The organism is Xanthomonas sp. NCPPB 1068 (assembly GCF_041479385.2).
GTDB lineage: Bacteria > Pseudomonadota > Gammaproteobacteria > Xanthomonadales > Xanthomonadaceae > Xanthomonas > Xanthomonas cannabis.
The window spans coordinates 1,607,672-1,629,780 of the sequence record NZ_CM192986.1; the positions used below are offsets into that span (position 1 = coordinate 1,607,672).

Annotated in this window: 18 protein-coding genes; all 18 read right to left on the reverse strand. The window is 65.3% G+C overall.

Translation table 11 applies throughout. From position 1 onward, the window contains the following. Nucleotides 1-8: 8 nt before the first annotated feature. Nucleotides 9-791, reverse strand: a complete 783-nt coding sequence (locus tag ACCQ12_RS06920; RefSeq protein WP_372383241.1) for a DUF1295 domain-containing protein — start codon at nt 789-791, stop codon at nt 9-11. Then, nucleotides 788-1,333: a DUF2878 domain-containing protein gene (locus tag ACCQ12_RS06925; protein ID WP_372383242.1), complete on the reverse strand. Its 546-nt coding sequence runs from the start codon at nt 1,331-1,333 to the stop codon at nt 788-790. Before ACCQ12_RS06925 ends, ACCQ12_RS06920 begins: the two co-directional genes overlap by 4 nt. Continuing rightward, nucleotides 1,330-2,622, reverse strand: coding sequence for a class I SAM-dependent methyltransferase (locus ACCQ12_RS06930; protein ID WP_372383243.1), 1,293 nt, complete (start codon nt 2,620-2,622; stop codon nt 1,330-1,332). Before ACCQ12_RS06930 ends, ACCQ12_RS06925 begins: the two co-directional genes overlap by 4 nt. Further along, nucleotides 2,619-3,503, reverse strand: coding sequence for a DUF1365 domain-containing protein (locus ACCQ12_RS06935; protein ID WP_047693679.1), 885 nt, complete (start codon nt 3,501-3,503; stop codon nt 2,619-2,621). Before ACCQ12_RS06935 ends, ACCQ12_RS06930 begins: the two co-directional genes overlap by 4 nt. Next, the gene (locus ACCQ12_RS06940) at nt 3,503-4,753 is read right to left on the reverse strand and encodes an NAD(P)/FAD-dependent oxidoreductase (RefSeq protein ID WP_184439991.1); all 1,251 of its coding nucleotides are present in this window, start codon (nt 4,751-4,753) and stop codon (nt 3,503-3,505) included. The genes ACCQ12_RS06935 and ACCQ12_RS06940 overlap by 1 nt, the downstream gene beginning before the upstream one ends. Next, a complete protein-coding gene (locus tag ACCQ12_RS06945; RefSeq protein ID WP_372383244.1) occupies nt 4,750-5,748 on the reverse strand; it encodes an acyl-CoA desaturase in 999 nt (332 codons plus the stop codon). The genes ACCQ12_RS06940 and ACCQ12_RS06945 overlap by 4 nt, the downstream gene beginning before the upstream one ends. 346 nt (nt 5,749-6,094) lie before the next feature. Beyond that, nucleotides 6,095-6,928, reverse strand: a complete 834-nt coding sequence (locus ACCQ12_RS06950; protein WP_184439995.1) for an anti-sigma factor — start codon at nt 6,926-6,928, stop codon at nt 6,095-6,097. Then, entirely contained in the window at nt 6,925-7,488 is a 564-nt protein-coding gene (locus tag ACCQ12_RS06955; RefSeq protein WP_039412353.1) for a sigma-70 family RNA polymerase sigma factor, read from the reverse strand. The genes ACCQ12_RS06950 and ACCQ12_RS06955 overlap by 4 nt, the downstream gene beginning before the upstream one ends. 58 nt (nt 7,489-7,546) lie before the next feature. Then, a complete protein-coding gene (locus ACCQ12_RS06960; RefSeq protein ID WP_047693671.1) occupies nt 7,547-7,912 on the reverse strand; it encodes a DUF4345 family protein in 366 nt (121 codons plus the stop codon). 85 nt (nt 7,913-7,997) lie between these two features. After that, on the reverse strand, nt 7,998-8,786 hold the full coding sequence (locus tag ACCQ12_RS06965) for a hypothetical protein (RefSeq protein WP_372383245.1): 789 nt from the start codon (nt 8,784-8,786) through the stop codon (nt 7,998-8,000). A 176-nt stretch (nt 8,787-8,962) separates the two neighbouring features. Further along, nucleotides 8,963-9,382: an Rnf electron transport complex subunit RnfB gene (gene rnfB, locus ACCQ12_RS06970; RefSeq protein ID WP_104581584.1), complete on the reverse strand. Its 420-nt coding sequence runs from the start codon at nt 9,380-9,382 to the stop codon at nt 8,963-8,965. A 7-nt stretch (nt 9,383-9,389) separates the two neighbouring features. Continuing rightward, the gene (locus tag ACCQ12_RS06975) at nt 9,390-9,980 is read right to left on the reverse strand and encodes an HAD family hydrolase (RefSeq protein WP_047693667.1); all 591 of its coding nucleotides are present in this window, start codon (nt 9,978-9,980) and stop codon (nt 9,390-9,392) included. A 395-nt stretch (nt 9,981-10,375) separates the two neighbouring features. Next, nucleotides 10,376-12,460 (reverse strand): methionine--tRNA ligase, encoded by a 2,085-nt coding sequence (gene metG / locus ACCQ12_RS06980; RefSeq protein ID WP_372383246.1) that lies wholly within the window; start codon nt 12,458-12,460, stop codon nt 10,376-10,378. 122 nt (nt 12,461-12,582) lie between these two features. Further along, the gene (locus ACCQ12_RS06985) at nt 12,583-15,687 is read right to left on the reverse strand and encodes a TonB-dependent receptor domain-containing protein (protein WP_372383247.1); all 3,105 of its coding nucleotides are present in this window, start codon (nt 15,685-15,687) and stop codon (nt 12,583-12,585) included. Between the two features lie 460 nt (nt 15,688-16,147). Next, the gene (locus ACCQ12_RS06990) at nt 16,148-16,597 is read right to left on the reverse strand and encodes a DUF2147 domain-containing protein (protein WP_047693663.1); all 450 of its coding nucleotides are present in this window, start codon (nt 16,595-16,597) and stop codon (nt 16,148-16,150) included. A gap of 221 nt (nt 16,598-16,818) precedes the next feature. After that, the gene (locus ACCQ12_RS06995) at nt 16,819-20,418 is read right to left on the reverse strand and encodes an ABC transporter permease/M1 family aminopeptidase (RefSeq protein ID WP_372383248.1); all 3,600 of its coding nucleotides are present in this window, start codon (nt 20,416-20,418) and stop codon (nt 16,819-16,821) included. 12 nt (nt 20,419-20,430) lie between these two features. Beyond that, nucleotides 20,431-21,324, reverse strand: coding sequence for an ABC transporter ATP-binding protein (locus ACCQ12_RS07000; protein WP_372383249.1), 894 nt, complete (start codon nt 21,322-21,324; stop codon nt 20,431-20,433). Nucleotides 21,325-21,464: 140 nt separating this feature from the next. Then, complete coding sequence (gene gloA2 / locus ACCQ12_RS07005) at nt 21,465-21,854, reverse strand: SMU1112c/YaeR family gloxylase I-like metalloprotein (RefSeq protein ID WP_047693747.1); 390 nt, start codon at nt 21,852-21,854, stop codon at nt 21,465-21,467. Nucleotides 21,855-22,109: the final 255 nt, after the last annotated feature.

Consider the following 22,109-nt stretch of genomic DNA (forward strand, 5'->3'; position numbering starts at 1 on the left):
CAGGCAACTCAGGACGAAGGGGGAAGCGGGAAAAACGCACTGGTGGTGCGCTGGTAATGCGCGTAGTCCTCGCCACGCGAGCGCAGTGCCTGCTGCTCGGTGTAGGGAATACCGGTGAAGCGATACAGGAACACGAACATCACCACCGGCCCGAGCGCGCACAGCGCCACCGGCCAGGGCCCGGCCCCGACCGCCAGCGCCAGATAGGCAAACCAGTGCACGAACTCGAAAAAATAATTGGGGTGGCGCGAGTAGCGCCACAGCCCCTTGCGGCAGGTGGTGCCGCGATTGGCCGGGTTGGCCTTGTGCGCCGACAGCTGCCGATCGGCCAGGGCCTCGCCACCCACGGCGATCAACCACACCACGATCGCGATACCGCTCCACACGCTCCAATGCGGCTCCGGATTGCTTGCTGCAGCGAGGAACGGCACCGCAAACAGCACCACCACCACCGCCTGCGCCAGGAAGAAGCCGAGAAACTTGGCCTGGTTGCCGTTCCAATGCTCACGCAATGCGCGGTAGCGGCCGTCTTCGTGCGGGTCGCCGAACACGCGCACACCCAGGTGCCAGGCCAGGCGCGCGCCCCAGACGCCGCCGAGCACCGCCACCAGCACGCGCGGCAACGGCGCGCCGTCGGCCATCCACGCGCAACAGGGCGCGGCCAGCGCCAGGCAGCCGGCCCACAACACATCCACCGGGCCGGCATTGCCGCTGCGGCGCTGCCACAGCCAGCCCAGCACCATCACCCCCGTGGCAAATAGCGCGACATGCAGCAGCGGCCAGGCAGTCATTGCAGTTCTCCGGTCATGGTCTGCGGCAATGGTCGCGCCAGGCGCTGTGCATACAGCGACAACACGCCGCAGGCCAGGCCCCAGCCAACACTCAGCGCGAGCGCGGCATGCAGTTGCGGCGACAACAGCTCCACCGCATGCCAGCTGCGTTGCGCCAGCCAGTACGACACCGGCCCGAACACCGCGCCGAGCAGCACCGCCAGCCATGTCCGCTGCATCACGCTGCGCAAGGAGTGGTTGAGCGTGAGCGCAAAGCCCAGCCACAACGCCAGGATCCACGGCGGCGCCAGCACGCTCCCGGGCCAGGGCGCGGCGTAACGCAGCCAGCCGCCGGCGGCCAGGGTGGTATCCAGCAACAGCCCCAGCGACAGGCCGGCAATCATCAACTGCACATCGCCCGCAGCGCGTCGCGACGGCCACAGCTGATAAAAGGCAAACAGCGCCAGCACCAGCAGCGTGGGCCACACCCGCGCATGCGCGGCGGCGCTGACGGCCGCCAGCCACAGCACCTGCAGGCCGAGGTAATTGCCGAGTTGCTTCATGCGCCCGCAAGGCCCGGCACGAACTGCGGTGGACGTGCGCCGGGCTTGCTCAGCCACAGGTGCACGTCGCCGATCGAGCGCTCCAGAAAGCCGGCCTCGCAGTAGGCCAGATAGAACTCCCACATGCGGATGAAGCGCTCGTCGTAGCCCAGCGCACGCACTTGCGGCAGTTGCGCCATGAAACGCTGCCGCCAGGCGCGCAAGGTCAGCGCATAGCTGGGGCCGATGTCTTCCAGGTTGAACAGCCGCAGGTCGCTGGCGCGTGCGATCGCACCGGTCATCGCCGCCACCGACGGGATGAAGCTGCCGGGGAAGATGTGGCGCTTGATGAAGTCCACCGAATGCAACGCCTGCTTGTAGCGATGATCTTCGATGGTGATGGCCTGGATCAGCGCTTCGCCGTCGTCGGCCAGCAGGCTGCCGACCTTGGCGAAATAAGTGTCCAGATACTGGTGGCCGATCGCCTCGATCATCTCGATCGAAACCACGCGGTCGAAGCGGCCTTGCAGGTCGCGGTAGTCGCTCAGCAGTACGGTGACCCGATCACCCAGGCCGGCGTCGGCGATGCGTTGCGTGGCCAGGTCGAACTGCTCGCGCGAAATGGTGGTGGTGGTGACGCGACAGCCGTGCTCGCGCGCGGCATGCAGGGCAAAACCGCCCCAGCCGGTGCCGATCTCCACCACGTGATGCTGCGGACCCAGGCGCAGTTTCTGGCAGATGCGTTCGAGCTTGCGGGTGGCGGCGCGTTCCAGGGCCGCCTCGCCCTGCGCTTCTTCGCCATCGACGAAGATCGCCGAGGAGTACATCAGGTTCTCATCCAGGAACAGCTTGAACAGCGGGTTGCCCAGGTCGTAATGCGCGGCGATGTTGCGGCGGCTGCCGCTGCGGGTGTTGCGGGCCAGCGCGTGCAGGCTGCGCATCGCCCAGCCACCGATGCGTGCGGTGCCGGTTTCCATTGCATCGAGCCGCGCGCGGTTGCGCAGCAGCAGGCGCATCAGCGCGACCAGGTCGTCGCACTGCCACTGGCCATCCATGTACGACTCGCCGGCGCCCACGCTGCCGTTGAGCGCAGCCTGGCGATAGAAGCCGGGGTCGATGACGCGCAACTGCATCTGCAGCGCCTGCGCGCCGCTGGCATTGCCGAGCGTGGTGACGCCGTCGGCCTCGTGCAGGTGCAGTTGCCCGTCGCGCAGCTCGCCGAGTGTGGCCAGCAGGCGCTTGCGCAACAGGCGGTCCGTCCAGGAGGCCGCGCGCGGCGCAGCGGTATCGGGCAGGGACGTGGCGTTCATCGGGGATCTCGCACAGGCGGATGGGGATGGTCGTGGACCGGGTTGCCGCGCAGCCACAGGCGCAGTGCCTGCCAGTGGATGGCGACCACCACCTGCACGGTCATCAGGGGATAAGCGAACAAGGTGCGCGCCAGGGTGCGCGCAGTCAGGGGCTGGCGTTGCAGCACCAAGGTGGCATCGAAGCGACGCACCGGGCTGTTGTCGATGGCGCCCGCGGCATCGTCGTCGAGCGCATCCAGCACGTCCATGTGCACACGCAGCTGCGCATCCGGCACGCTGAAGCGCCAGTCGTAGCGATGCTGCATGCCCATGAACGGCGACACGTGGAAGCGCTTGTCGAAGCGCCATGCGTGCACATCGCGATGGGTACGCGCCTGTGCGACAGGCAGCACGTAGGTGTGCCGTTGTTGCCACGGCGTGTTGGTGATCTCCGCCACGATCCAGCGCAGCGCATCGTGGCGATCGAAGCAGTAATAGAAGCTCACCGGGTTGAACACATGCCCGAAGTAACGCAGATGCGTCAGCAGGCGGATCGCGCCCTCCGGGCGCTCGCCAGTGTGCGCGTGCACGCACGCACGCACCGCCTCGTCCAGCGGAATCTGCGGGTCGCCGAGATAATCGCTGCGGCGAAATTGCGCGAGATTGGCCCGGCCCACCGACCACAGCCAGCGGTGCGCAAACACCCGATCCAGCTCGGACAGGTCCAGGTACATCAGGAACAGGCGATAGCGGAAATCCAGCGGCTTGGGCACGAAGCGCCGATGCCGCACCCATCCGGTATAGACCGCGCTGCGCAGTGTGCCTGCCATGCTGGCGGAGCCGCTGTCCTCACCGGGAGGCAGCGGCACTGCCCCCTGGCCGGCTTCGCGCAGCAACTGCATCACCAGCTCACTCCCAGCGCGTGCGCCACGTCCGCGCCGCTGCGCAGGCCGTCTTCATGGAAGCCGAAGCCCCATGCGGCGCCGGCAAACCAGGTGTGCTGCACGCCCTGGATCTCGGCCTTGCGGCCCTGTGCCGCGAGTGCGGCCGCGTTCTGCACCGGGTGGCGATAGCGCATGCGTCGCAGCACCTTGTCCGGGTCGATGTCGTGATCGCGATTGAGGCTGACGATGAACGGCTGCGGCGATTCGATCGACTGCAGCGCGTTCATCCAGTAACTCACCGTGCAGGGTGCCTGCGGGTCGGCTGGTACGTGCGCATTCCACGCCGCCCAGGCACGCCGGTCGCGCGGCAGCACGCGGGCATCGGTGTGCAGCACGGTGTCGTTGTCCTGGTAGGTGATCCCGCCCAGGATCTGTCGCTCGGCATCGGTGGCATCGCTGAGCAATGCCAGCGCATCGTCGGCGTGGCAGGCCAGGACGACTTCATCGAAGTGTTCCTGGCCGCGCGAGGACGTCACCACCACGCCATCGGGCGCGCGCCGGATCGCATGCACCGGCGTGGAGAGCCGCTCCAGCACCTGCCAGCGCCGACGCAGCGCACGCACGTAGCTGTTGGAGCCGCCGCGCACCACCTGCCATTGCGGCCGGCCGCTGATCTGCAGCATGTGATGGTTGGCCATGAAGCCGATCAACTGGCCCATCGGAAATTCAAGGATAGTCTGCGACGGCGAGGACCACAGCGCCGATGCCATCGGCACCAGGTGCTGGTCGCGGAACGCTGCCGAGTAGCCATGCCGCTGCAGATACGCGCCCAGGGTGCTAAAGCGCTCCTCGCTGTGCAGTACCGCCGGCGCCTGGCGGTAGAACCGGCGCAGGTCGGCCAGCATGCCCCAGAAGCGCGGGCTGAGCAGGTTGCGGCGCTGGCAGAACAGCCCGTCCAGCGTGCCGGCGTTGTATTCCAGCCCGCTGCCGGCATCGTGCACCGAAAAACTCATCGTGGTCGGCTGGGCGGCCACGTCCAGTTCGGCAAACAGGCGGGTGAGCAACGGGTAGTGCTGCGGGTTGAACACGATGAAGCCGCTGTCCACCGCATAGCGCTGACCGTCCAGCTGGAGGTCATGCGTATGTGTGTGACCGCCCAGGTAATCTGCAGCCTCGAACAAGGTGACTTCGTAGCGACGCGACAACAGCCACGCGGCGCCCAGGCCGGCAATCCCGCTGCCGACCACGGCAATCTGGCCCTCGCTCATCGCGACACCCGCTGCGTGCGGCGGGTGAGCATGGCCGGCATCGGCTTGAGATCCCACACCAGCCCGACCCACGACATCGCCTTGAGGCCGTACCAGGTCATGTCGTACTCCCACCAGCGCATGCCTTGCCGCGCCGAGCCTGGGAAGAAATGGTGATTGTTGTGCCAACCTTCGCCGAAGGTGATCAGCGCCAGCAGCCAGTTGTTGCGGCTGTCGTCGCGGGTGTCGAAGCGGCGGCTGCCGAAGCGGTGCGCCAGCGAGTTGATGGTGAACGTTGCATGGAACAGCGCCACGGTCGAAATCGCGAACCCCCACACCAGCAGCTGCGGCCCGGTGGTCTGCAGCGCCGGCGCCGCATCGGCCAGCCAGTCGCCAAGCAGGTACAGCCCCAGCGCCAGCAGCACCGGCATCACGATGTCGAAGCGGTCGAGAAAGCGCAGCTCGGCAAACCGGCGCAGATCCGGGATCACCTCCCAGTCGGTGCGGAAGTTGCGCGGGGTCAGGAACCAGCCGGTATGGCTCCACCAGAAGCCATGCTGGGCCGGCGAATGCGGGTCGCGGCCGGTGTCGGTATGCCGATGATGGTTGCGGTGATGCGCCGCCCACCACAGCGGCCCGCGCTGCACGCAGGTGGCGCCGATGGCCGCAAACACGAACTGCAGCACGCGCGAGGTCTTGAACGCGCGATGCGAGAAATAGCGGTGATAGAACCCGGTAAGGGCGAACATGCGCAGCGCATACAGCGCCAACGCCGTGCCGACCGCAAACCACGACGCGCCCACCCAGAACACCGCCAGGCAGGCCACATGCAGCGCAATGAAGGGCAGGGCACGCAGCCAGTCGATCCGGTCGGCGCGCGCCTCGTCCAGCGGCTCATCGGTTTGCGAATCTACCCAGCGGCGCAGGCTGCCGACACGGGACGCAACCCAGCCACGGCGCTGCGTGGATGGCGGCTGGGGCGGTGCAGCGCGAGGGTCGAGTTCAGTACTCGGCACGCATGAATCTCCATGGATAGTCGTGACCCTCTACGGAAACGGCCGGCCAATAGATGCACCAGCCCGCTTGATCGTCGCATGCATGGATGAGGCCCGGTTGGCTGCGCCAGGCAATCGCGCAACGCGCACACCAATGTGTGCGCCCAGTATCACTGACGCGGATGAGGCTGCTTGTGAAAGACGCTGCGCAGACAGGGACGCATGCCAAGCAGATCGGCCCGCCTCACGCAGGCCGGACGGCCCCCTGTCGACGGGAGCCGGCGCGGGCCACTGTACTGCGAAGACGGTTGGCTACCACCTGCTGCGCACCGTCATGCGACGCGCAACAGGTGGGTGCCACGATGGATCAGGGCGCCATTGCCAGCGTGCTGATGCCACCCTTGGCGACCACGGTGCCGGTGGCCACGCCACCCGGCGCACCGCCCGGTGGCTCCAGCGTCACGGCCAGGATCGCCTCGTTGCTCAGCATGGGCATCAGCTGATCGGGAATCTGCGCGCGACGTGCGCGCTGGTCGTCGAAGGTGCCCATCGAATGCGCCTTGCCGTCGGGAGTGATCAGCCACAGCTCCGGCACCTTGTCGGCGGTGGCGGTGCGATCCAGTGGCGTCACGGTGATGGTGTGCTTGTCGGCATCCATCAGCGCCACATAACCCGGCCGGCCGTCCTCGGTGGCGAGGGTGGACGTCATGGCGATGCCGGTGGCCGGCGGCGGCGTGACTGCAGGCGGGGTAACCGGCGTCTGCACGACAGGCCCCGAGGTCGGTGGCGGCACCGGTGCCTGCGGCGTGCGCAAGGTCAGCAGTGCGAGCACGCAGACGGCCGCGGTGGCAACGCCACCCGCGCTGGCCCAGCGCCAGAACCGCACGTTGTTCCACAACGGCGCGACCGGCGCGGTGGTCATGGCCGGCGTTGCCGAAGGCACGGCACGTAGCGGGGTGTCGAAGCCCAGGCTCTGGCGCACCTGCGCCCAGACCTGGTCGGGGGGCGTCACCGCGGCGATTTCTTCCAGTAGTGGCGCCAGATGCGCCTGCCACTGCAGCACCGCCTGCGCGAACTGACCGTCGGTGGCAATGCGCTGTTCGGCTGCCAGGCGCTCTTCGGCGCGCAGCAGGCCCAGTACGTATTCGCCGGCAAGCACGTCGCGCGGCGGTTCCTGGTCGATGGGAAAGGGCGTGCTCATCGTTCCAGACATGCCTTGAGTTTGGCCAGGCCGCGGCGGATCCAGCTCTTGACCGTGCCGATCGGTGTATCGGTGCGCGCGGCGAGTTCTTCGTAGGTGATGCCTTCGAAGAACGCGGTGCGGATCAATTCGCTGCGTGGCGGCTCGAGCTCGGCCAGGCAGTGGTCGATGCGCCGCCGCGTGCTGGCACGCTCGGTGCGCTCCAGCGGCGAGACATCGCCATCGCGCAGTTCACCTGCATCGTCCAGTGCCACGTTGCGGCGCTGCGGCGCGTTGGCGCGCAGGTGATCGATCGCCTTGTTGCGCGCGATCATCGCCAGCCAGGTCAGCCCGCGCGCACGGCTGGGGTCGAACTGGCCGGCCTTGTGCCAGATCAGCGTGAACACGTCCTGCAGCACCTCTTCGGCTTCGGCACGTTGCGGGATCATGCGCAGGCAGACCCCGAACAGTTTGGGCGAGGTCTGCCGGTACAGCGCTTCGAAGGCATGCCGGTCGCCGCCCGCGGTTGCGGTCAGCAGGCGTCCGGTTTCATCGTCGTCGTGGCCAGGAATGGCACTCATGCGGTCGGGCGTTGGGTAAGGTGGGGGCGATGCTACCGGACTGGGCAGGCGCTGTCTGTCACTTGCGCAGCCATAGCAGCACGGCGGCGAGCAGCAGCAGGATCTCCACGCCGGCAAGCGCCACGGTAGGCGCGGAGACCGGCCACAGGCGCGCCAGCGAGACGCTGCGGAACAGCACGATGGGGACGTAGAAGGCCAGTGCGACCAGCAGGCCGGTGCGTGGCTGGTCGATCCAGGCGAAATAGCCGAACAGGAACGCCATGCCCAGCTGCAGGCCGCCATAGATGACCAGATATTCCGACTGGCCGGCCGGCGACAGCTGCGTGTAGCCGACCGCGTTCGCGGTCTTGGTCGGGGAAAGCGTGCACCAGATCGCCAGGACGACGTAGAGCACTGCGTTGATCCAGAGATAGGCTTTTGCCATGACGGTGGTCCTGTACGAGGAATGGGTGCCCGGGCCGTTGTACGCAACGGCGTGTGGTCGGGCGTGAAGATGTGGCGCGTGTGGCTCACGGCGCCTCGCAGCTGCGGGCCAGCGCCTGCTCGCGCGCCTGGCGCAGCTCGTCATCGGTGCTGGCACGCGCAGCGGTGTCCGGGAAAACGATGCGCACCCGCGGGTAACGCCCCTGCGCATCGCGCAGGTTGCCGACGCCGCGGAATTCGAGCAGACGCTTGTTGGCGATGGAATAGCGCACCTCCAGCGACGGCACCGCCGCGCCGTACCACGCATCGAGCGAAATGCGCAAACGCCGCTGGCCGCCGCTGTCGCCGATGCGTTCGACCTTGAACGCCAGCTGCCGCTGCAGGCTGGGCAAAACGAAATCCACGCGCTGCGGGGCGCCGGCGAGCGCGTCCCAGTGGGTGCGCAGATATGCATCGAAGCCGGCATCGATCACGCGCTCGTCTTCGCCGGCCGGCAGTGGCGTATGGCGTTCGGGCTTGCCGGGCTGCTGCTGGAACATTTCGCGCACGCCATCGCGCCGACGCACGCCTTCGCGATAGCCGTCGCGTCCATCGAGCAGGCTGAAGTCGGGCGCGGTGCCGCCGCCTTCGACCTGCTTGCGCGCAAAGGGTTGCCCGTTCGGGCAGCGATACAACACCAACCGACCGCCGTCGTCGAGCAGCCAGTGCGATTCGCGATACCGCAGTGCGCCGTTGTCGGCATCGAAGGCATCGCCATCCACGCGCGTGACCGCTGCGGCCGACAGCGGTGCACTGCCCAGCACCAGCAGCAGCAACGGCGGAATCGGCCGGCAGTGTCTGGCCAGCGCGGCAACGGCATCAGCAAATGGACGCATCGGTGGAATCCTCGATGGGAGTGCCTAGCAATACGGGCGCGGCCGCAGCACGGATGCGCCGGCGGGGTCAGGACGTTCCTGACTGCATGTAGGACCGGGCCACCGGTCCGGCGCCGCGCCGGGTCGCGCGGCTGGGAGCGCGCAGGGCCAGTACCGATGCGCGGGCAGGCCGATGCCTAGCCGGCGGCGTGCAGCACGATGCAATCCACCGGGCATGCCGGCAGACACAGCTCGCAACCGGTGCACAGCGGTGCGATCACCGTGTGCATGTGCTTGGCACCGCCGACGATGGCATCCACCGGGCAGGCCTGGATGCATTTGGTGCAGCCGATGCAATCGGCTTCCACGATCCAGGCCACCTGCGGCGGTTTGTGCGCGCCGCGGCTGCGATCGAAGGGGCGCGCCGGCACATCCAGCACCCGGGCCAGCGCACGTGCGCCGGCATCGCCGCCGGGCGGGCAATGGTCCACGCCGGCGCGCCCATCGGCCATGGCCTGCGCGTACGGGCGGCAGCCGTCGTAGCCGCACTGGCCGCATTGGGTCTGCGGCAGCAGGCGGTCGAGGCGTTCGACCAGATCGGGCGCAGGCGTGTTCATTGCCGCATCAGTGCAGCGGATGGCCGCGAAACCAGCGCTGTTGCGCCAGTGCGAGCATGGGTTTGTCTTCGCGGCTGTCGCCATAGGCATGCACGCACGCATAGTGCGACAGATCGTAGCGCGCGCGGATCTGCGCGGCCTTGTACGGCCCGCAATCGCCCTCGGCATAGCGCCCGCTGAGGCGGCCGCCGTGGTGCTCCAGCCGGTTGCAGATCAGCGACAGCCCGTGTTGCGCGCACCACGGTTGCAGGTACAGATCCAGCGATGCCGACACCAGCACCACTTCGTGCCCCTGCGCCTGATGCCAGTCGATACGCTGCATCATCTCGGCACGCAACACGCCCGGGAGCGCGGTGCGCGCGTAATCGGCGCCATGCGCGACCATCTCGTCCAGCGCGCGGCCACTGAACACCAGGCGCGTCACGCGGGCACGCAAGGCCGCTGCAGACACGATGCCCATGCGATAGCCAAGTACCCAGGGGCCAACCTGCCACTTTGCCGCTGCCACCTGCGCCGGCGCCGCCACCTTGCGCAGGAAGCGCGCGTAGGTGTCGCAGGTGGTGATGGTGTGGTCGAAATCGAACAGGGCCAGGTGCATGGGGGGCTGGGATTTGGGATTTGGGATTCGTGGGAGTTGGGGCGAGAGTCGGTTCGGGAGCGAGAGTCGGGAGCGAGAGTCGGGGAGGGCGCTGTATTTCTCGGGCCAATCCGCTTTCCCTTCTCCCTGTGGGAGAAGGTGCCCCGCAGGGGCGGATGAGGGTACGGGCGAAGCCACGTGCAGTCTGGCAAGACGTCAGGGCTTCGCACCGTACCCTCACCCCAACCGCTCTCCCGGCGGGAGAGGGGCTTTCAACCCGGGACGTGTGCAGACGGGTTCGGCACTCGCCGTTGAAATCTCTCAGTGGTCAGATCCTGGAGATTCACCGGCATGTCTCGCAGACCAAATCAGGTGTCGCTTCTACGAATCCCCAATCTCCAATCCCCAATCCCGCTTCACCGCACCGGCATACCCGGCTGCGCGCCATCATCGGCATCCAGCAGCGCCAGTGCGCCGCCGTCGAAGCCGGCCGACAGGATCATGCCTTCGCTGATGCCGAAGCGCATCTTGCGCGGGGCCAGGTTGGCGATGAACACCACGCTGCGGCCGACCAGCGTTTCCGGTTCGCCGTAGCTGCCGCGGATGCCCGAGAAGATCTGGCGCTTGCCCAGCTCGCCGGCATCCAGTTCGAAGCGCAGCAGCTTGTCCGAGCCTTCCACGAATTCGCAGACCAGCACCTTGCCGATGCGCAGGTCGAGCTTGGCGAAATCTTCGATGCCGATGAGGCCGGGATTGGAGATTGGGGATTCGGGATTCGCCGCAGCGGCGGGCTTTGCGTCGGCCTTGGTTGATACCGGCTTGGCGGTTGCAGCGGGTACAGCAGGGGCGGCGAGGGTGTCTTTGGAAGCGTCGGTCATGGCGTCGATCAGTTTGGGGTCGATACGGGTGAACAGGGCGGTGTAGGGCTGGATCGTATGCGTCGTCAGCGGGCGCTCGACGTCTTCCCAGCTGGTCATCGGCGCAGACAGAAACGCTTCGGCTTCGGCGCAGGTGCGCGGCAGGATCGGCTTGAGCGCGGCCACCAGGATGCGGAACAGGTTCAGGCCCTGCGTGCACACCGACTGCAACTGCGCATCGGCGCCGTCCTGCTTGGCAATGACCCACGGCTTGGTGTCGTCGATGTACTTGTTGGCCTCGTCGGCCAACGCCATGGTCTGGCGGATTGCGCTGGCCGCATCGTTGCGTTCGTAGGCCTCGCGAATCGGTGCCAACGCCGCGACGAAGCGTTCGTATTGCGCGGCATCGGGCAGCGCCTCGGCCAGCTTGCCGTCGAAGCGCTTGCCGATGAAGCCGGCGCAGCGGCTGGCCAGGTTGACGAACTTGCCGACCAGGTCCGCGTTCACCCGTGCGATGAAATCGCCAAGGTTGAGATCCAGGTCGTCCACACCGCCGGAGGATTTGGCCGCGAAGTAATAACGCAGCGCTTCCGGCTCCAGGCCGACATCCAGGAACGTCCGCGCCATCACGAAGGTGCCGCGCGACTTGGACATCTTGGCGCCGTCCACGGTGAGATAGCCGTTGACGTGCAGGCGCGTGGGCGCGCGGTGGCCGGTGCCGTGCAGCACCGCCGGCCAGAACAGGCCGTGGAAATTGACGATGTCCTTGCCGATGAAGTGATGCAGCTCGGTCTGCGTGCCGGCCACCAGATGCGATTCGAAGTCTTCGCCCATCTGCGCGCACAGCGTCTTGAAGCTGCACAGATACCCGATCGGCGCATCCAGCCACACGTAGAAATACTTGCCCGGCTGGCCGGGGATCTGGAAGCCGAAATACGGCGCATCGCGCGAGATGTCCCAGGCGCGCAGGCCGCCTTCGGTGTCCAGCCATTCCTTGAGCTTGGCCTTGACGCCGGGCAGTGCCACGTCGCCGGCCAGCCAGTCCCGCAGGAAGCCGTCAAAATGGCCCACTTCGAAGAAGAAATGCTCCGAATCGCGCAGTTCCGGCGTGGCGCCGGAGATCACCGACTTGGGCTCTTTCAGCTCGGTTGGCGCATAGGTGGCGCCGCAGACTTCGCAGTTGTCGCCGTACTGGTCGGCGCTGCCGCAATTGGGGCAGATGCCCTTGATGTAGCGGTCCGGCAGGAACATGCCCTTGGCCGGGTCGTAGAACTGCGCCACCGAGCGCCGGCTGATATGGCCGGCGGCCTCGAGCCGGGCGTAGAAGGCCTCGGTCAGCTCGCGATTGACCGGCGAATTGGTCGAATCGTAATGGTCGAAGGTCACCCCGAACGCGGCGAAATCGCGCTCATGGCTGGCCTGGACGTTGGCGATGAAGGCTTCCGGAGTCACCCCGGCCTTCTCGGCGGCCAGCATGATCGGCGTGCCATGGGTGTCGTCGGCGCAGACGAACCAGGTCTTGTCGCCGCGCAGGCGGCGCGCGCGCACCCAGATATCGGCCTGGATATAGCCGACCAGATGGCCAAGATGCAGCGGGCCGTTGGCATACGGCAGGGCAGTGGTGACAAGTGCGGTGCGGGTCATGGCAGGCGTAATGCGGGGGACACGCGATTATCGCACGGCTATGCCAGCTGCCTGCCAACGTCCCGGGGCACGGCTGCAGTGCCGGCGACCGGACCCTTACCTGGCCCGGTCGCCGGCAGCCCTCAGAACCGGTGATTCAGGGTCAGCATGTAGCGACGGCCCAGCCCGTCATAGACCCACGGAAACGCCGCCAGCTTGTCGGTCACATTCAATGCGGCCAGATTGACGCTGGTGTGACTGTCGAGCGCATAGCCCACGTTCGCGTCATAGGATGTAAAGCTGGGAATGCCTGCAAAGTCGCGTGTCTCGACCGTGTTGTTGAGGTCATACACCGCGCCGCTGGTGTAGTTGGCGCTCAGGCCAAGGTTCCAGTGCGTGCTCATGTAGCGCGCATTCCACTGGAATTGCCGCTTCGAGGTGTTGATCTCGCCGACGGCTTCGTCGGGCGGAACATCCTGTGCCGGCGCGCTTTCCAGGGTCTTGGGGAAATAGCCATAAAAGCCCAGATCCACCACGCCGCTGCCCCAGTTCATGTCGGCCAGATCAAACCGATAATTGACCTCGGCAGTCCAACCGCGGAAGTTGGTGTACGGGCCGTTGGTATAGCTGGTGCGGATACTGTTGGCCACACCGGTTTGCGGGTTGCGCGTGATCAGGCTGCAGAAGCTGTTGGCATTGGGCACGTCGTTGACGTTGAAGGTGTCGCTATCGAAGCAGCCTGAGGCAATGTCGGCTTCCGTCAGCGTGGTGATCGAATTGGTGATCTGGATGTCGTACCAGTCCGCTGCGATGCGCAGACCCTTGATCCATTCCGGCTGCAGCACGATGCCGGCCGTCCACGACTCGGCCTGCTCGTTCTGCAGGCGCGTATTGCCACTGACCGATCCAAGCTGGCTGCTAGGCGCCTCCTCAAACGATGCCGGATCGACGTTGCTGTAATAGTCGAAGAATGCCTGGCAATTGCGTGCACGCACGTCCGGCCGGGGGCCGCTGCCGATCTGCGCTGCGCTGCAAGGCTCGGGAATGAAGTAGTACGCAGGCTGTTGGCTGGTGTAGAGCTCGGCAATGGACGGAGCGCGGAACGAGCGGGTCTTGTTGCCGCGCAGCTGTACGCCCGCAACGGGCTCGTATTGCAGCCCGTAGGTGTAGGCGCTGAACCAGCCGTTGACGGTATTTTCAACCCGGCGGATCTTGCCGGTCACATCCAGTCGGTGCAGGCCAGGAATATTGGCGTCCGGGTTGACCAATGGCGCAAGAATCTCGCCGAAATATTCGTTGGTTGTGTACTCGCCGGAGGCCGGCTCGATCGGAACCGAACGCCCCTGACCCAGACGCTCGAACTCGCTGGGCGTGAAGCTGCCCTGTTCCTTGCGGCGCTCGTAGCCGGCATTGAATCGCAGTTCGCCGCCTGGCAGGTCCAGTAGCGCGCCGGTGATATTGGCGTTGAACACCGTCTGCTTCATCTGCGCTTCTGTATGCGTCGGCGTTGTGACGTAACCGCGCGCAGCCGGAGAGGCGACACCTTCGCCGAAGATGTTCAACGGAACGCACCCCGGGTCGGCGGTCGTCCCGGCAGCCGTACTGTCGCAGACGATCTGGCCTGCACCGTTACGGGTGACGTTGAGCGCATTGATGAAGTTCTGCTGGATCAGTCCGGTGCCGTAATAATCAAAGTTGCCTTCGCCGTGATTGACGCTGGCCTCCCAGGTGAAGTTACGACCAGCCGCATCGAACGCACCTTGCAGGCCGAAGACCGCGCGCCACAGGTTGGTGTCGGTGCCCGAGTTGTTCAGGGCCAGGTCGCGCGATGAGCGTGACAGTACAAAGTCTTCTGCACCTAGGTTGCGCAGCACCTGCCGGTTTTGTTCGGTCAGGAACGGGTTGTTGATGTTGAAGTTCAAGGTGCCGCTCTGGTCGCCGCTGCCATCAACCGCGCCCACGCCGAAGCCGGCGGCGTTGTACACGTTCTGATCGACCAGCTCGCGTGCAGTCGAGCTGTAGAACGAAGCTTCGAAGAAGCCGGAGACGTGCTCGTTGAAGTCGTAATTGCCGAGAGCAAACACCGACTTCCGATCCAGGTCGGAGATGATCTGGGATGTTTCGGTCAGATCGACGCCGTCACCGCCGGAGGCATCGCTGACCCCAAAATTGGTGCCGGGGTTGTAGCTCACCAGGTTGCCATTGCGATCGAACTGCACGAACTGGTCTTCGTTGCTGCCGAATCCACGCAGCTGCCCGCTGGCGTCGCGCACCGTGTTCCCGTCGGCGGGAAACAACAAGCCACCCCAGGTCATGTCGCTGATGCGGCGATTGCGGATCAGGACACGCCCGGGGATGCCGTCGTTTGCACCCGTATTGAACCCGGTTTGCGGGTTTACCCGGCCGTCGTTGCCAGGCGTCCGGCCCGGCTGAAATGCCGCGATCGCGCTGGCCGAAGGGTTGGGACGGGACGAGTAGCTCTGGCGAAGGAATCTGCGTGCCGTGCTGAGGACGCCCTGGCTGTTGTCTGCGTCCAATGCGATGGTCACGTTCCCGCGGCCCTCGGCAAAATTGCTGCCGAGCAGCGCCGAATAGTTGAAGCGCTCGTTGTCGCCGCGATCAGTGAGGCCATAGCCCATGCGCACCTCCGCACCCTGGTAGTTCTTCCTCAGGATGATGTTGCTGACGCCGGAGATTGCATCTGAGCCATAGGTCGGAGCGCCGCCCACGCCGATGGTCTCGACCTGATCGATCAGGATGGTCGGGACAACATTGAGATCCACCTGGGTGCCTCCGCCATCGGGGCCGAAGACGGTTGGGGGATTGGAGGAAACGAAGCGACGGCCGTTGATCAGGGTTAGTTGACGATTCGAGCCCAGACCGAAACGGCCAAGAAAGTTGACGCCCGCACCATAGCCGGATTGGTCGCCCTGCGAGGACGCACCCGCACTGAAGCTGGGTTGGATGAACATCGCATCGGCCACATTGGTAAAGCCGAAGCCCTGGATGTATTCGCGGCCAACAACGTTGGCTGGCTCCAACGAATCGAACCCGACACGGGCGATGCGTGAGCCGGTCACCATGACACTATCGAGCTGCTTCGCCTCTCCGCCGGCACTGGCCTGGTCGGATGCAGGCGTTGTAAGTGCTTCACCCGTCTGCGCCTGTGCGGTGGTGGCGGCTACCAGTGCAGACATCAGGGCGAGACTCAGCGAGCTGGCGCGTGGCCAACGTGTGCGATTACTCATGGAATGGCTCTCTCCTCTAGCGGGCAGCGGTCATGTCGCAAAGGCATGACCGACGGATGAATTCCCGGGATATGTTTACCCCTTGTTAATTCATGCACGGTTGTGCTCGCTTTTGCAACGCGTCCATCCGCATTTGCTACGTATTTGGCGCATCAACTTCGTTATCGCCGCCGAACCCTGCCAGGCATACTTGCTGGCGCACGTTGAAGATGAAGTCGTCAGTTGCAGGCGGAAGCGATTGTGACGCCCAGAGTGCAACTCTCGCGAGTCGTATACCGCAAGAGGGTTCGCGCAGCTGACCAGGAAGGTCGGTCTCCGTGCTGTACAGATAACGAAACGGGGGCGGTTATGTGGCGCTTAACCTCCGTCGGATAATGGGAGGCCGTCGCTTAGTGCTCGTCTACAGCGCAAACGGGATGGTGGCGCATTGCACGCCACCATTGGCCATCGCATGTGCTGGCTACTCACGCACCCAGGTCTGCGTGCGGCCCAGCGCTTCGATGCCCACATAGCCGCGCATCTGCAGCTTCTTGCCGCCTTCGGTCAGGGTGATCTTGGCCTTGTAGGTCTTGCCCTTGGCCGGATCGAGCACCGAGCCGCCGTCCCACACGGCGGTGCCGTCGGCCTTGAGGCCCCACAGGATGGTCATGCCCTTGATCGGCTTGCCCTTGCGCTCGCCCTCGCACTTGTCGCAAAGCGGGTTCGGGCCCTTGGCCGACTGCAGGATCTCGACGACTTTGCCGCTGAGGGTGCCGTTGGCGGCCTGTTCGATCTGCACCACCGACTTGGGCTTGCCGGTTTCATCGTCGATGGTCTTCCAGCGACCGACCGGCGAGTCGGAGGCCTGGGCCAGCAGCGAGGCGGCGGCCAGCGGCAGGGCCACCAGCAGGGTCTTGAAGGTCTTGCGCATATGTCCCCTCCCAGGGATTGCTAGGGCCGCCGTCGGCGGCCTGATTGCGAATGTATACCGTGGAGTATGGTGCGGGAAAGACGCCCTGGAAGATGCGTTCATGCGCGGCCGCTGCAGGGTGAGCACAGCCCCGGCCTTCCGAACCACGCGCGCGCGACTACGGCGGATGCCGCAGCCACGCCACGTTGCTGCGGCCATCACGGCCTGCTGCACCCGGCAGGTCAGTGGGCCAGCAGACTGATCCGTTTGCGATTGTCGTCCGGTACCCGGTCGATCAGCTTGTTGTCGGGGTCGAACCCGGCTTCGATGGGCAGGGCGTCGACGGTCAAGGTGAAGCTGGGCGTTGCGCTGGTGATGTGCTGGCGTTGCAGCGCCAGCAGTGGCGCCGTGGCGTTCTTGCCAGAGGGCAGGCCGTAGATCGCCACTTCGATCCAGTCGTCCATCGGCACCGCATGTTCCTTGCCGCGGCCATCTGCCTGCATCTTGGCCGCCTGCGCCTGCACGGTCACATCGAAGCGTCCATCCGGGCGCTTGCGGGCCTGCGCGCTCACCACGCGGTTGTCGTAGAAGGTGATCCTTTCGAACAGGTCGGTGATCATTGCCTGCTGATCGGGGCGTGCCTCGGCACGAATGGCCTGCAGCAGCTCGGCGGAGGTGGTGTAAGGCGGCTGCTGAAATGCCTTGGCCTGCAAAAAACGCTGCAATGCGCGATTGAGCGCCTGCTCGCCGATTTCCTCACGCAGGCGATAGAACACCAGCGAACCCTTGCGGTAGTGGATGTACTGCTGGTTTTCCACCCGATACAACGGCAGCTCATCGATCGTTTCGCCGCTGCGTCCTTCCAGGTAACGGTCCAGCTCGTACTTGAGGAAGCGGCGCATGTGCGCGCGGCCGTATTCGCGCTCCATTACCATCAGCGCCGAGTACTGCGCCAGTGATTCGGACAGCATCGTGGCGCCTTGCACATTCGCACCGATCACCTGATGCGCCCACCATTGGTGCGCCACTTCATGCGCGGTGACGTAGAACACGTAGTCGATGTCGTTCTTGTCGCGCAGGTCGGCGATGAAACCGATCGATTCGGAATAAGGAATGGTGTTGGCGAACGACTGCGCAAACCCCGCATAACCCGGGAACTCGATGATGCGCACCTGATGGTGCTGGTAAGGGGTGAAATTGGCTTCGTAATAGGCCAGCGACTTCTGCACGCCTTCGATCATGCGTTGCACGTTGTATGGGTGCTTGGGGTCGTAATAGATCTCGATCGGAATCTTCTTGTAGTAGGCCTTGCGCACCTGCCAGCGCGCCGACAGGTACGCATAGAAGTTGAGCATCGGGCGATCCATCACGTAGCGGAAGCAACGCCTGCCAGCCTGCTGGAACTCCTTCTGCAGATAGCCTGGCGCCAGTGCGATCTGATCCGGGGCAGTGCAGATGGTGCTGGCGAACTGCAGCCAGTCGGCATCGTTGCTGACATACGTGTTGGCGCGGGCAGCCTGGTCTTCCAGCTTGGGCATGCGCGTCGGTTCGCCCAGGCCACGCTTGCGGCGGTCGTTGCGGTCGGTGATCTCGGTTTGCGTGTTGTAGCCGAACCAGGGCAACGACCTGCTGTTGAAGAAAGTGCCGTTGGCGACCAGATCGGTCTGTGCCTGCGCGGCGGTAAGGCCATGCGGGTGCTGGTCCACGCGGAAGCGGAACATGCGCTCCTCGCCAGGTTGCAGCGGGTGCTGCAATCGATAGATGCGGTAGCCGGCCGGAATGTCATGTGTGATCAGCGTCTGCCCGCCCAGGTCCACTGTCACCAGGCTACGGTCGCCGCTGCGGCCCTGCATGCCGACGTGCACCTCGCTGATCGGTACGCTGTGGGTATTGCGCACCGTCCAGGTGGCATCGATCACGGCCGACTGCGTTTCCGGATGCAGGTCGATGTGGTTGTCCACGGCGATGATGCGCGGCTGCGGCAGGTCCTTGTACTTACGGTATTCGCGCTCGTAACGTGCTTGCAGGTCCAGCTCTTGTTCCGGCGACAGGAAGCTGTTGTAGACGTTGGTGTTCCAGTACAGCCAGCCGCCGATTGCTGCAAAGCCGAGCAGGCTCATCGCCAGTGCCGCGCCGGTGGGGCCGCGCAGGCGCCGCAGCGCCACGCACGCACGTTGGCGCAGGCCATGGCCGATGCCACGCGGCCAGAACGCCGAGGACAGCAGCAACAAGGCCAGCAGGAACACGCCCCAATACGCCTGGAACCACAGCTGCCCGGGCAGGAAGTGGCCGAAGCCGTTCATGTCCGAATACGGTGCGTTGGGCCAGCTTCCGAAGTTGTACAGGTTCTGCGTGTAGTCGAGCAGCGACAATACCGATTGCCCGATCAACACCAGCATCAATGAGGCGTAACCGACGAACTTGTTGTTGCTCAACACCTGTAGCACCAAGGCCATGCCACCCATCAGGACATACAGCACCGAGCCCAGCGCCAGGGTCTTGAGATACAGCAATGGCTCGATCGTGGTGTAGCCACGGCCGAGTTGCAGCACGATCGAGGTCAACGCGCCAGCGAACTGGAAGCTGGCGATCACGGCCAGCAAGGCGACGAACTTGCCGAGCAGCGGAACCCAATCCGGCACAGGCATGGCATCGGTGATGCCGTCGATGCGGTTGCCGCGTTCCTTCCACACCAGTTCGCCGGCATAGAACAGCACCACGATGATCAGCAGAAAGCTGTAGCTGTTCTGCAGTGCTTGCAGCATCAACGAGGTGACCGGCAACACGGCGGTGCCGTAAAGGCGCGCATTGAACAACGCGGTCGGGATGAAGTTGGCCAGGCCCATCATGAGCAGCACCACGAACGGTGCGCTGCGCAGCACGCCGAGCGTATCGAAACGGATCTGGCGCAGCAGCTGCCGGAAGGCGGTGGTGGCCGCGAAGGCGGGCGTCACGGTGAGGCCGGTGGTGGTGATGGCACGCACGCCGGCTCTTTGCGCGCTGGAAGATGCCGCAGGCGTCGTGCCGCGGCGACCACGCGTGTCGCTACGTTCGGTGCGGAACAGTGCGAAGGTCGCAGCGAACAGCAGCGCGCTCATGCCCAGCCACAGCGCGCGATTTGCGAGCAGGTAGCCGGCCAACGGAGGCAACTGCAGGTTGCGTTGTTCGGCCGACCAGTAGCGCAGCGTTTGCGATAGTGCGCGGATGCCGAGTGGGTCGGACAGGGTGGCAACCCAGACGTTGTCCAGATCGGCCAGCAGTGCACGGCTCACGCCATACAACACGAAAACCACGATGACGCCGATGTAGACCCACAGGATGCTGCGCGTGGTGACCGCCAGCAGCGACAGCAGCGCGGTGGTGAACAGCAGGTTGGGCAGCACCAGCACCAGCAGCGACCACAGGTACGGCAGTAGCGCGACCGGCCCCAGCCGCACCGGGTCGATCCAGGGCATGAATTGCGCTACGAACATGCCCAGCGCGATCACCAGATACATCACCGTGCCGGCGATCAGCGCCGCGCCGATGCGGCCGCACAGGTAATCGCGGCGACGCACCGGGGTGGAAAACACCAGCTCTGCGGTGCCCAGCTCGAAATCACGCAACAACGCATTGCTGACGAACAGCGCAGCCACCAGCAGGCCGAGCAGGCTGAAAATCGCCAGCACGCTGGCGATCACGGTCGGCGCGTTGCGCAGCACATTGCCGATGCCGCCACCGATCTGCACCGCATCGCTGGCCAGCGCGGCAAAGGCCAGCAACGCGTACAGCGCGGCCAGCAGCCACAGGAAGGGCGAGCGCAGTTGTTCGCGCAGTTCGAAGCGCAGGAACGCCAGGATCATGGCCGCGCTCCGTCAGGCAGCCAACGCGTGCTTGCGCAGGCGCTGGAAATAGACATCCTCAAGATCGGGAGCGACCGGTTCGAAACCCGGTTCCGGGCAGTCCGCACTGAACACGTGGATGACCGGATGGCCGGCGATCAGGCGCGTGGACAACACGGTGAAGCGCGCTTCGTAGTCGGGCAGGGTGCTCTTGCTGACCTGCTTGCGCCAGACCTGTTGCTTGAGCATGTCGATGGCGTCGGACGGCCGTCCTGTCAGCAACACCTGGCCCTTGTTCATGATGGCCATCGTCGGGCACAGGTCGGTGACGTCTTCGACGATGTGGGTGGACAGGATCACCACCACGTTCTCGCCGATTTCGGCCAGCAGATTCAAAAAGCGGTTGCGCTCTTCCGGATCCAGCCCCGCGGTGGGCTCGTCGACGATGACCAGCTGCGGGTTGCCCAACAGCGCCTGCGCAATACCGAAGCGCTGGCGCATGCCGCCAGAGTAGGTGCCTAGCTTGCGCTTGCGCGCATCCCACAGGTTGACCTGCTGCAACAGGCGCTCGACCACCTCCTTACGCTGTGCACGGTTGGTCAGCCCTTTCAGCACCGCGAAATGATCGAGCAGGTCCAGCGCGCTGACCTTCGGATACACACCGAAATCCTGCGGCAGATAGCCCAGCCGGCGCCGCAACAGGTCTTTTTGCTTGAGTACGTCGATACTGCTGCCGTCGGCGCCGGTCAGCGTCACGCTGCCCGAATCCGGCTCCTGCAGGGTGGCGAGCGTGCGCATCAGCGAGGACTTGCCGGCGCCGTTGGGGCCGAGCAGCCCGAACATGCCGCGGGGAATGTCGAGCGTGACACCTTGCAGCGCATGCACGCCATTGGCGTAGGTCTTGGACAACGCGCGGATCTGCAGCATGGACGGTTCCTTTGCCCTGGGTACTGAGGATCTTCACGGCGTTGCCGCATGGCCGCATGCGCCGGAAGTCATGCCACATTGACGCGCAGATGCAGTGGATGTGACCTTACCCTGCAACCGGGCTGCGAGGTCCGCAGGTTCTAACCGACCTCGTACAACTCCAGCGGCAACGCATCCGGGTCGGCGAAGAAGGTGAAGCGGCGGCCGGTGTATTCGTCGATGCGGATGTCCTCGGTGGCCACACCGTGCGCGTTGAGATGCGCGACCGCGCTGTCCAGATCTACGACGCGAAACGCCAGGTGGCGCAGCCCTTGTGCTTCCGGGCGGCTGGGGCGTGCCGGGGCAGCGGGGAACGAGAACAGCTCGATCTGCCCGCCATCGGGCAGCGCCAGATCCAGCTTCCACGAATCGCGCGCCTGCCGGTAATGCTCGTCGAGCACGCGCAGGCCCAGGATCCCGCAGTAGAACTGTTTGGAGCGCGCGTAGTCGCCAGCGATGATGGCCACATGGTGGATGCCGGCGAGCATCATGCCGCGCTCCGACGCATTGACGTTGAGCAGTCGGGCAGTGTCGGCACGCTCCACGGCGCCGGGCATGCAGACGGCAGGCGTGTGCCCGCGATGCAGGACGCAGCAGCGTCATCGCACGCAGGGTGCTGTGGCATTGGCAGCGTTGTGGGCAAGCCCAAAGCAAGCAGGCAGTGCGCGGATGTTTGCGCAGATGGAAGGTAATGGTGCGGCATGTCAGAGGACCAGCAGAAACCAGTCGGCAGCATAACCGCCCGA

Excerpts from the sequence above, each read along its gene's own strand:
- ACCQ12_RS06920 (WP_372383241.1), bottom strand. The coding sequence starts at position 791 with ATGACTGCCTGGCCGCTGCTGCATGTCGCGCTATTTGCCACGGGGGTG.
- ACCQ12_RS06925 (WP_372383242.1), bottom strand. The coding sequence starts at position 1,333 with ATGAAGCAACTCGGCAATTACCTCGGCCTGCAGGTGCTGTGGCTGGCG.
- ACCQ12_RS06930 (WP_372383243.1), bottom strand. The coding sequence starts at position 2,622 with ATGAACGCCACGTCCCTGCCCGATACCGCTGCGCCGCGCGCGGCCTCC.
- ACCQ12_RS06935 (WP_047693679.1), bottom strand. The coding sequence starts at position 3,503 with ATGCAGTTGCTGCGCGAAGCCGGCCAGGGGGCAGTGCCGCTGCCTCCC.
- ACCQ12_RS06940 (WP_184439991.1), bottom strand. The coding sequence starts at position 4,753 with ATGAGCGAGGGCCAGATTGCCGTGGTCGGCAGCGGGATTGCCGGCCTG.
- ACCQ12_RS06950 (WP_184439995.1), bottom strand. The coding sequence starts at position 6,928 with ATGAGCACGCCCTTTCCCATCGACCAGGAACCGCCGCGCGACGTGCTT.
- ACCQ12_RS06955 (WP_039412353.1), bottom strand. The coding sequence starts at position 7,488 with ATGAGTGCCATTCCTGGCCACGACGACGATGAAACCGGACGCCTGCTG.
- ACCQ12_RS06960 (WP_047693671.1), bottom strand. The coding sequence starts at position 7,912 with ATGGCAAAAGCCTATCTCTGGATCAACGCAGTGCTCTACGTCGTCCTG.
- ACCQ12_RS06965 (WP_372383245.1), bottom strand. The coding sequence starts at position 8,786 with ATGCGTCCATTTGCTGATGCCGTTGCCGCGCTGGCCAGACACTGCCGG.
- rnfB (WP_104581584.1), bottom strand. The coding sequence starts at position 9,382 with ATGAACACGCCTGCGCCCGATCTGGTCGAACGCCTCGACCGCCTGCTG.
- ACCQ12_RS06975 (WP_047693667.1), bottom strand. The coding sequence starts at position 9,980 with ATGCACCTGGCCCTGTTCGATTTCGACCACACCATCACCACCTGCGAC.
- metG (WP_372383246.1), bottom strand. The coding sequence starts at position 12,460 with ATGACCCGCACCGCACTTGTCACCACTGCCCTGCCGTATGCCAACGGC.
- ACCQ12_RS06985 (WP_372383247.1), bottom strand. The coding sequence starts at position 15,687 with ATGAGTAATCGCACACGTTGGCCACGCGCCAGCTCGCTGAGTCTCGCC.
- ACCQ12_RS06990 (WP_047693663.1), bottom strand. The coding sequence starts at position 16,597 with ATGCGCAAGACCTTCAAGACCCTGCTGGTGGCCCTGCCGCTGGCCGCC.
- ACCQ12_RS06995 (WP_372383248.1), bottom strand. The coding sequence starts at position 20,418 with ATGATCCTGGCGTTCCTGCGCTTCGAACTGCGCGAACAACTGCGCTCG.
- ACCQ12_RS07000 (WP_372383249.1), bottom strand. The coding sequence starts at position 21,324 with ATGCTGCAGATCCGCGCGTTGTCCAAGACCTACGCCAATGGCGTGCAT.
- gloA2 (WP_047693747.1), bottom strand. The coding sequence starts at position 21,854 with ATGATGCTCGCCGGCATCCACCATGTGGCCATCATCGCTGGCGACTAC.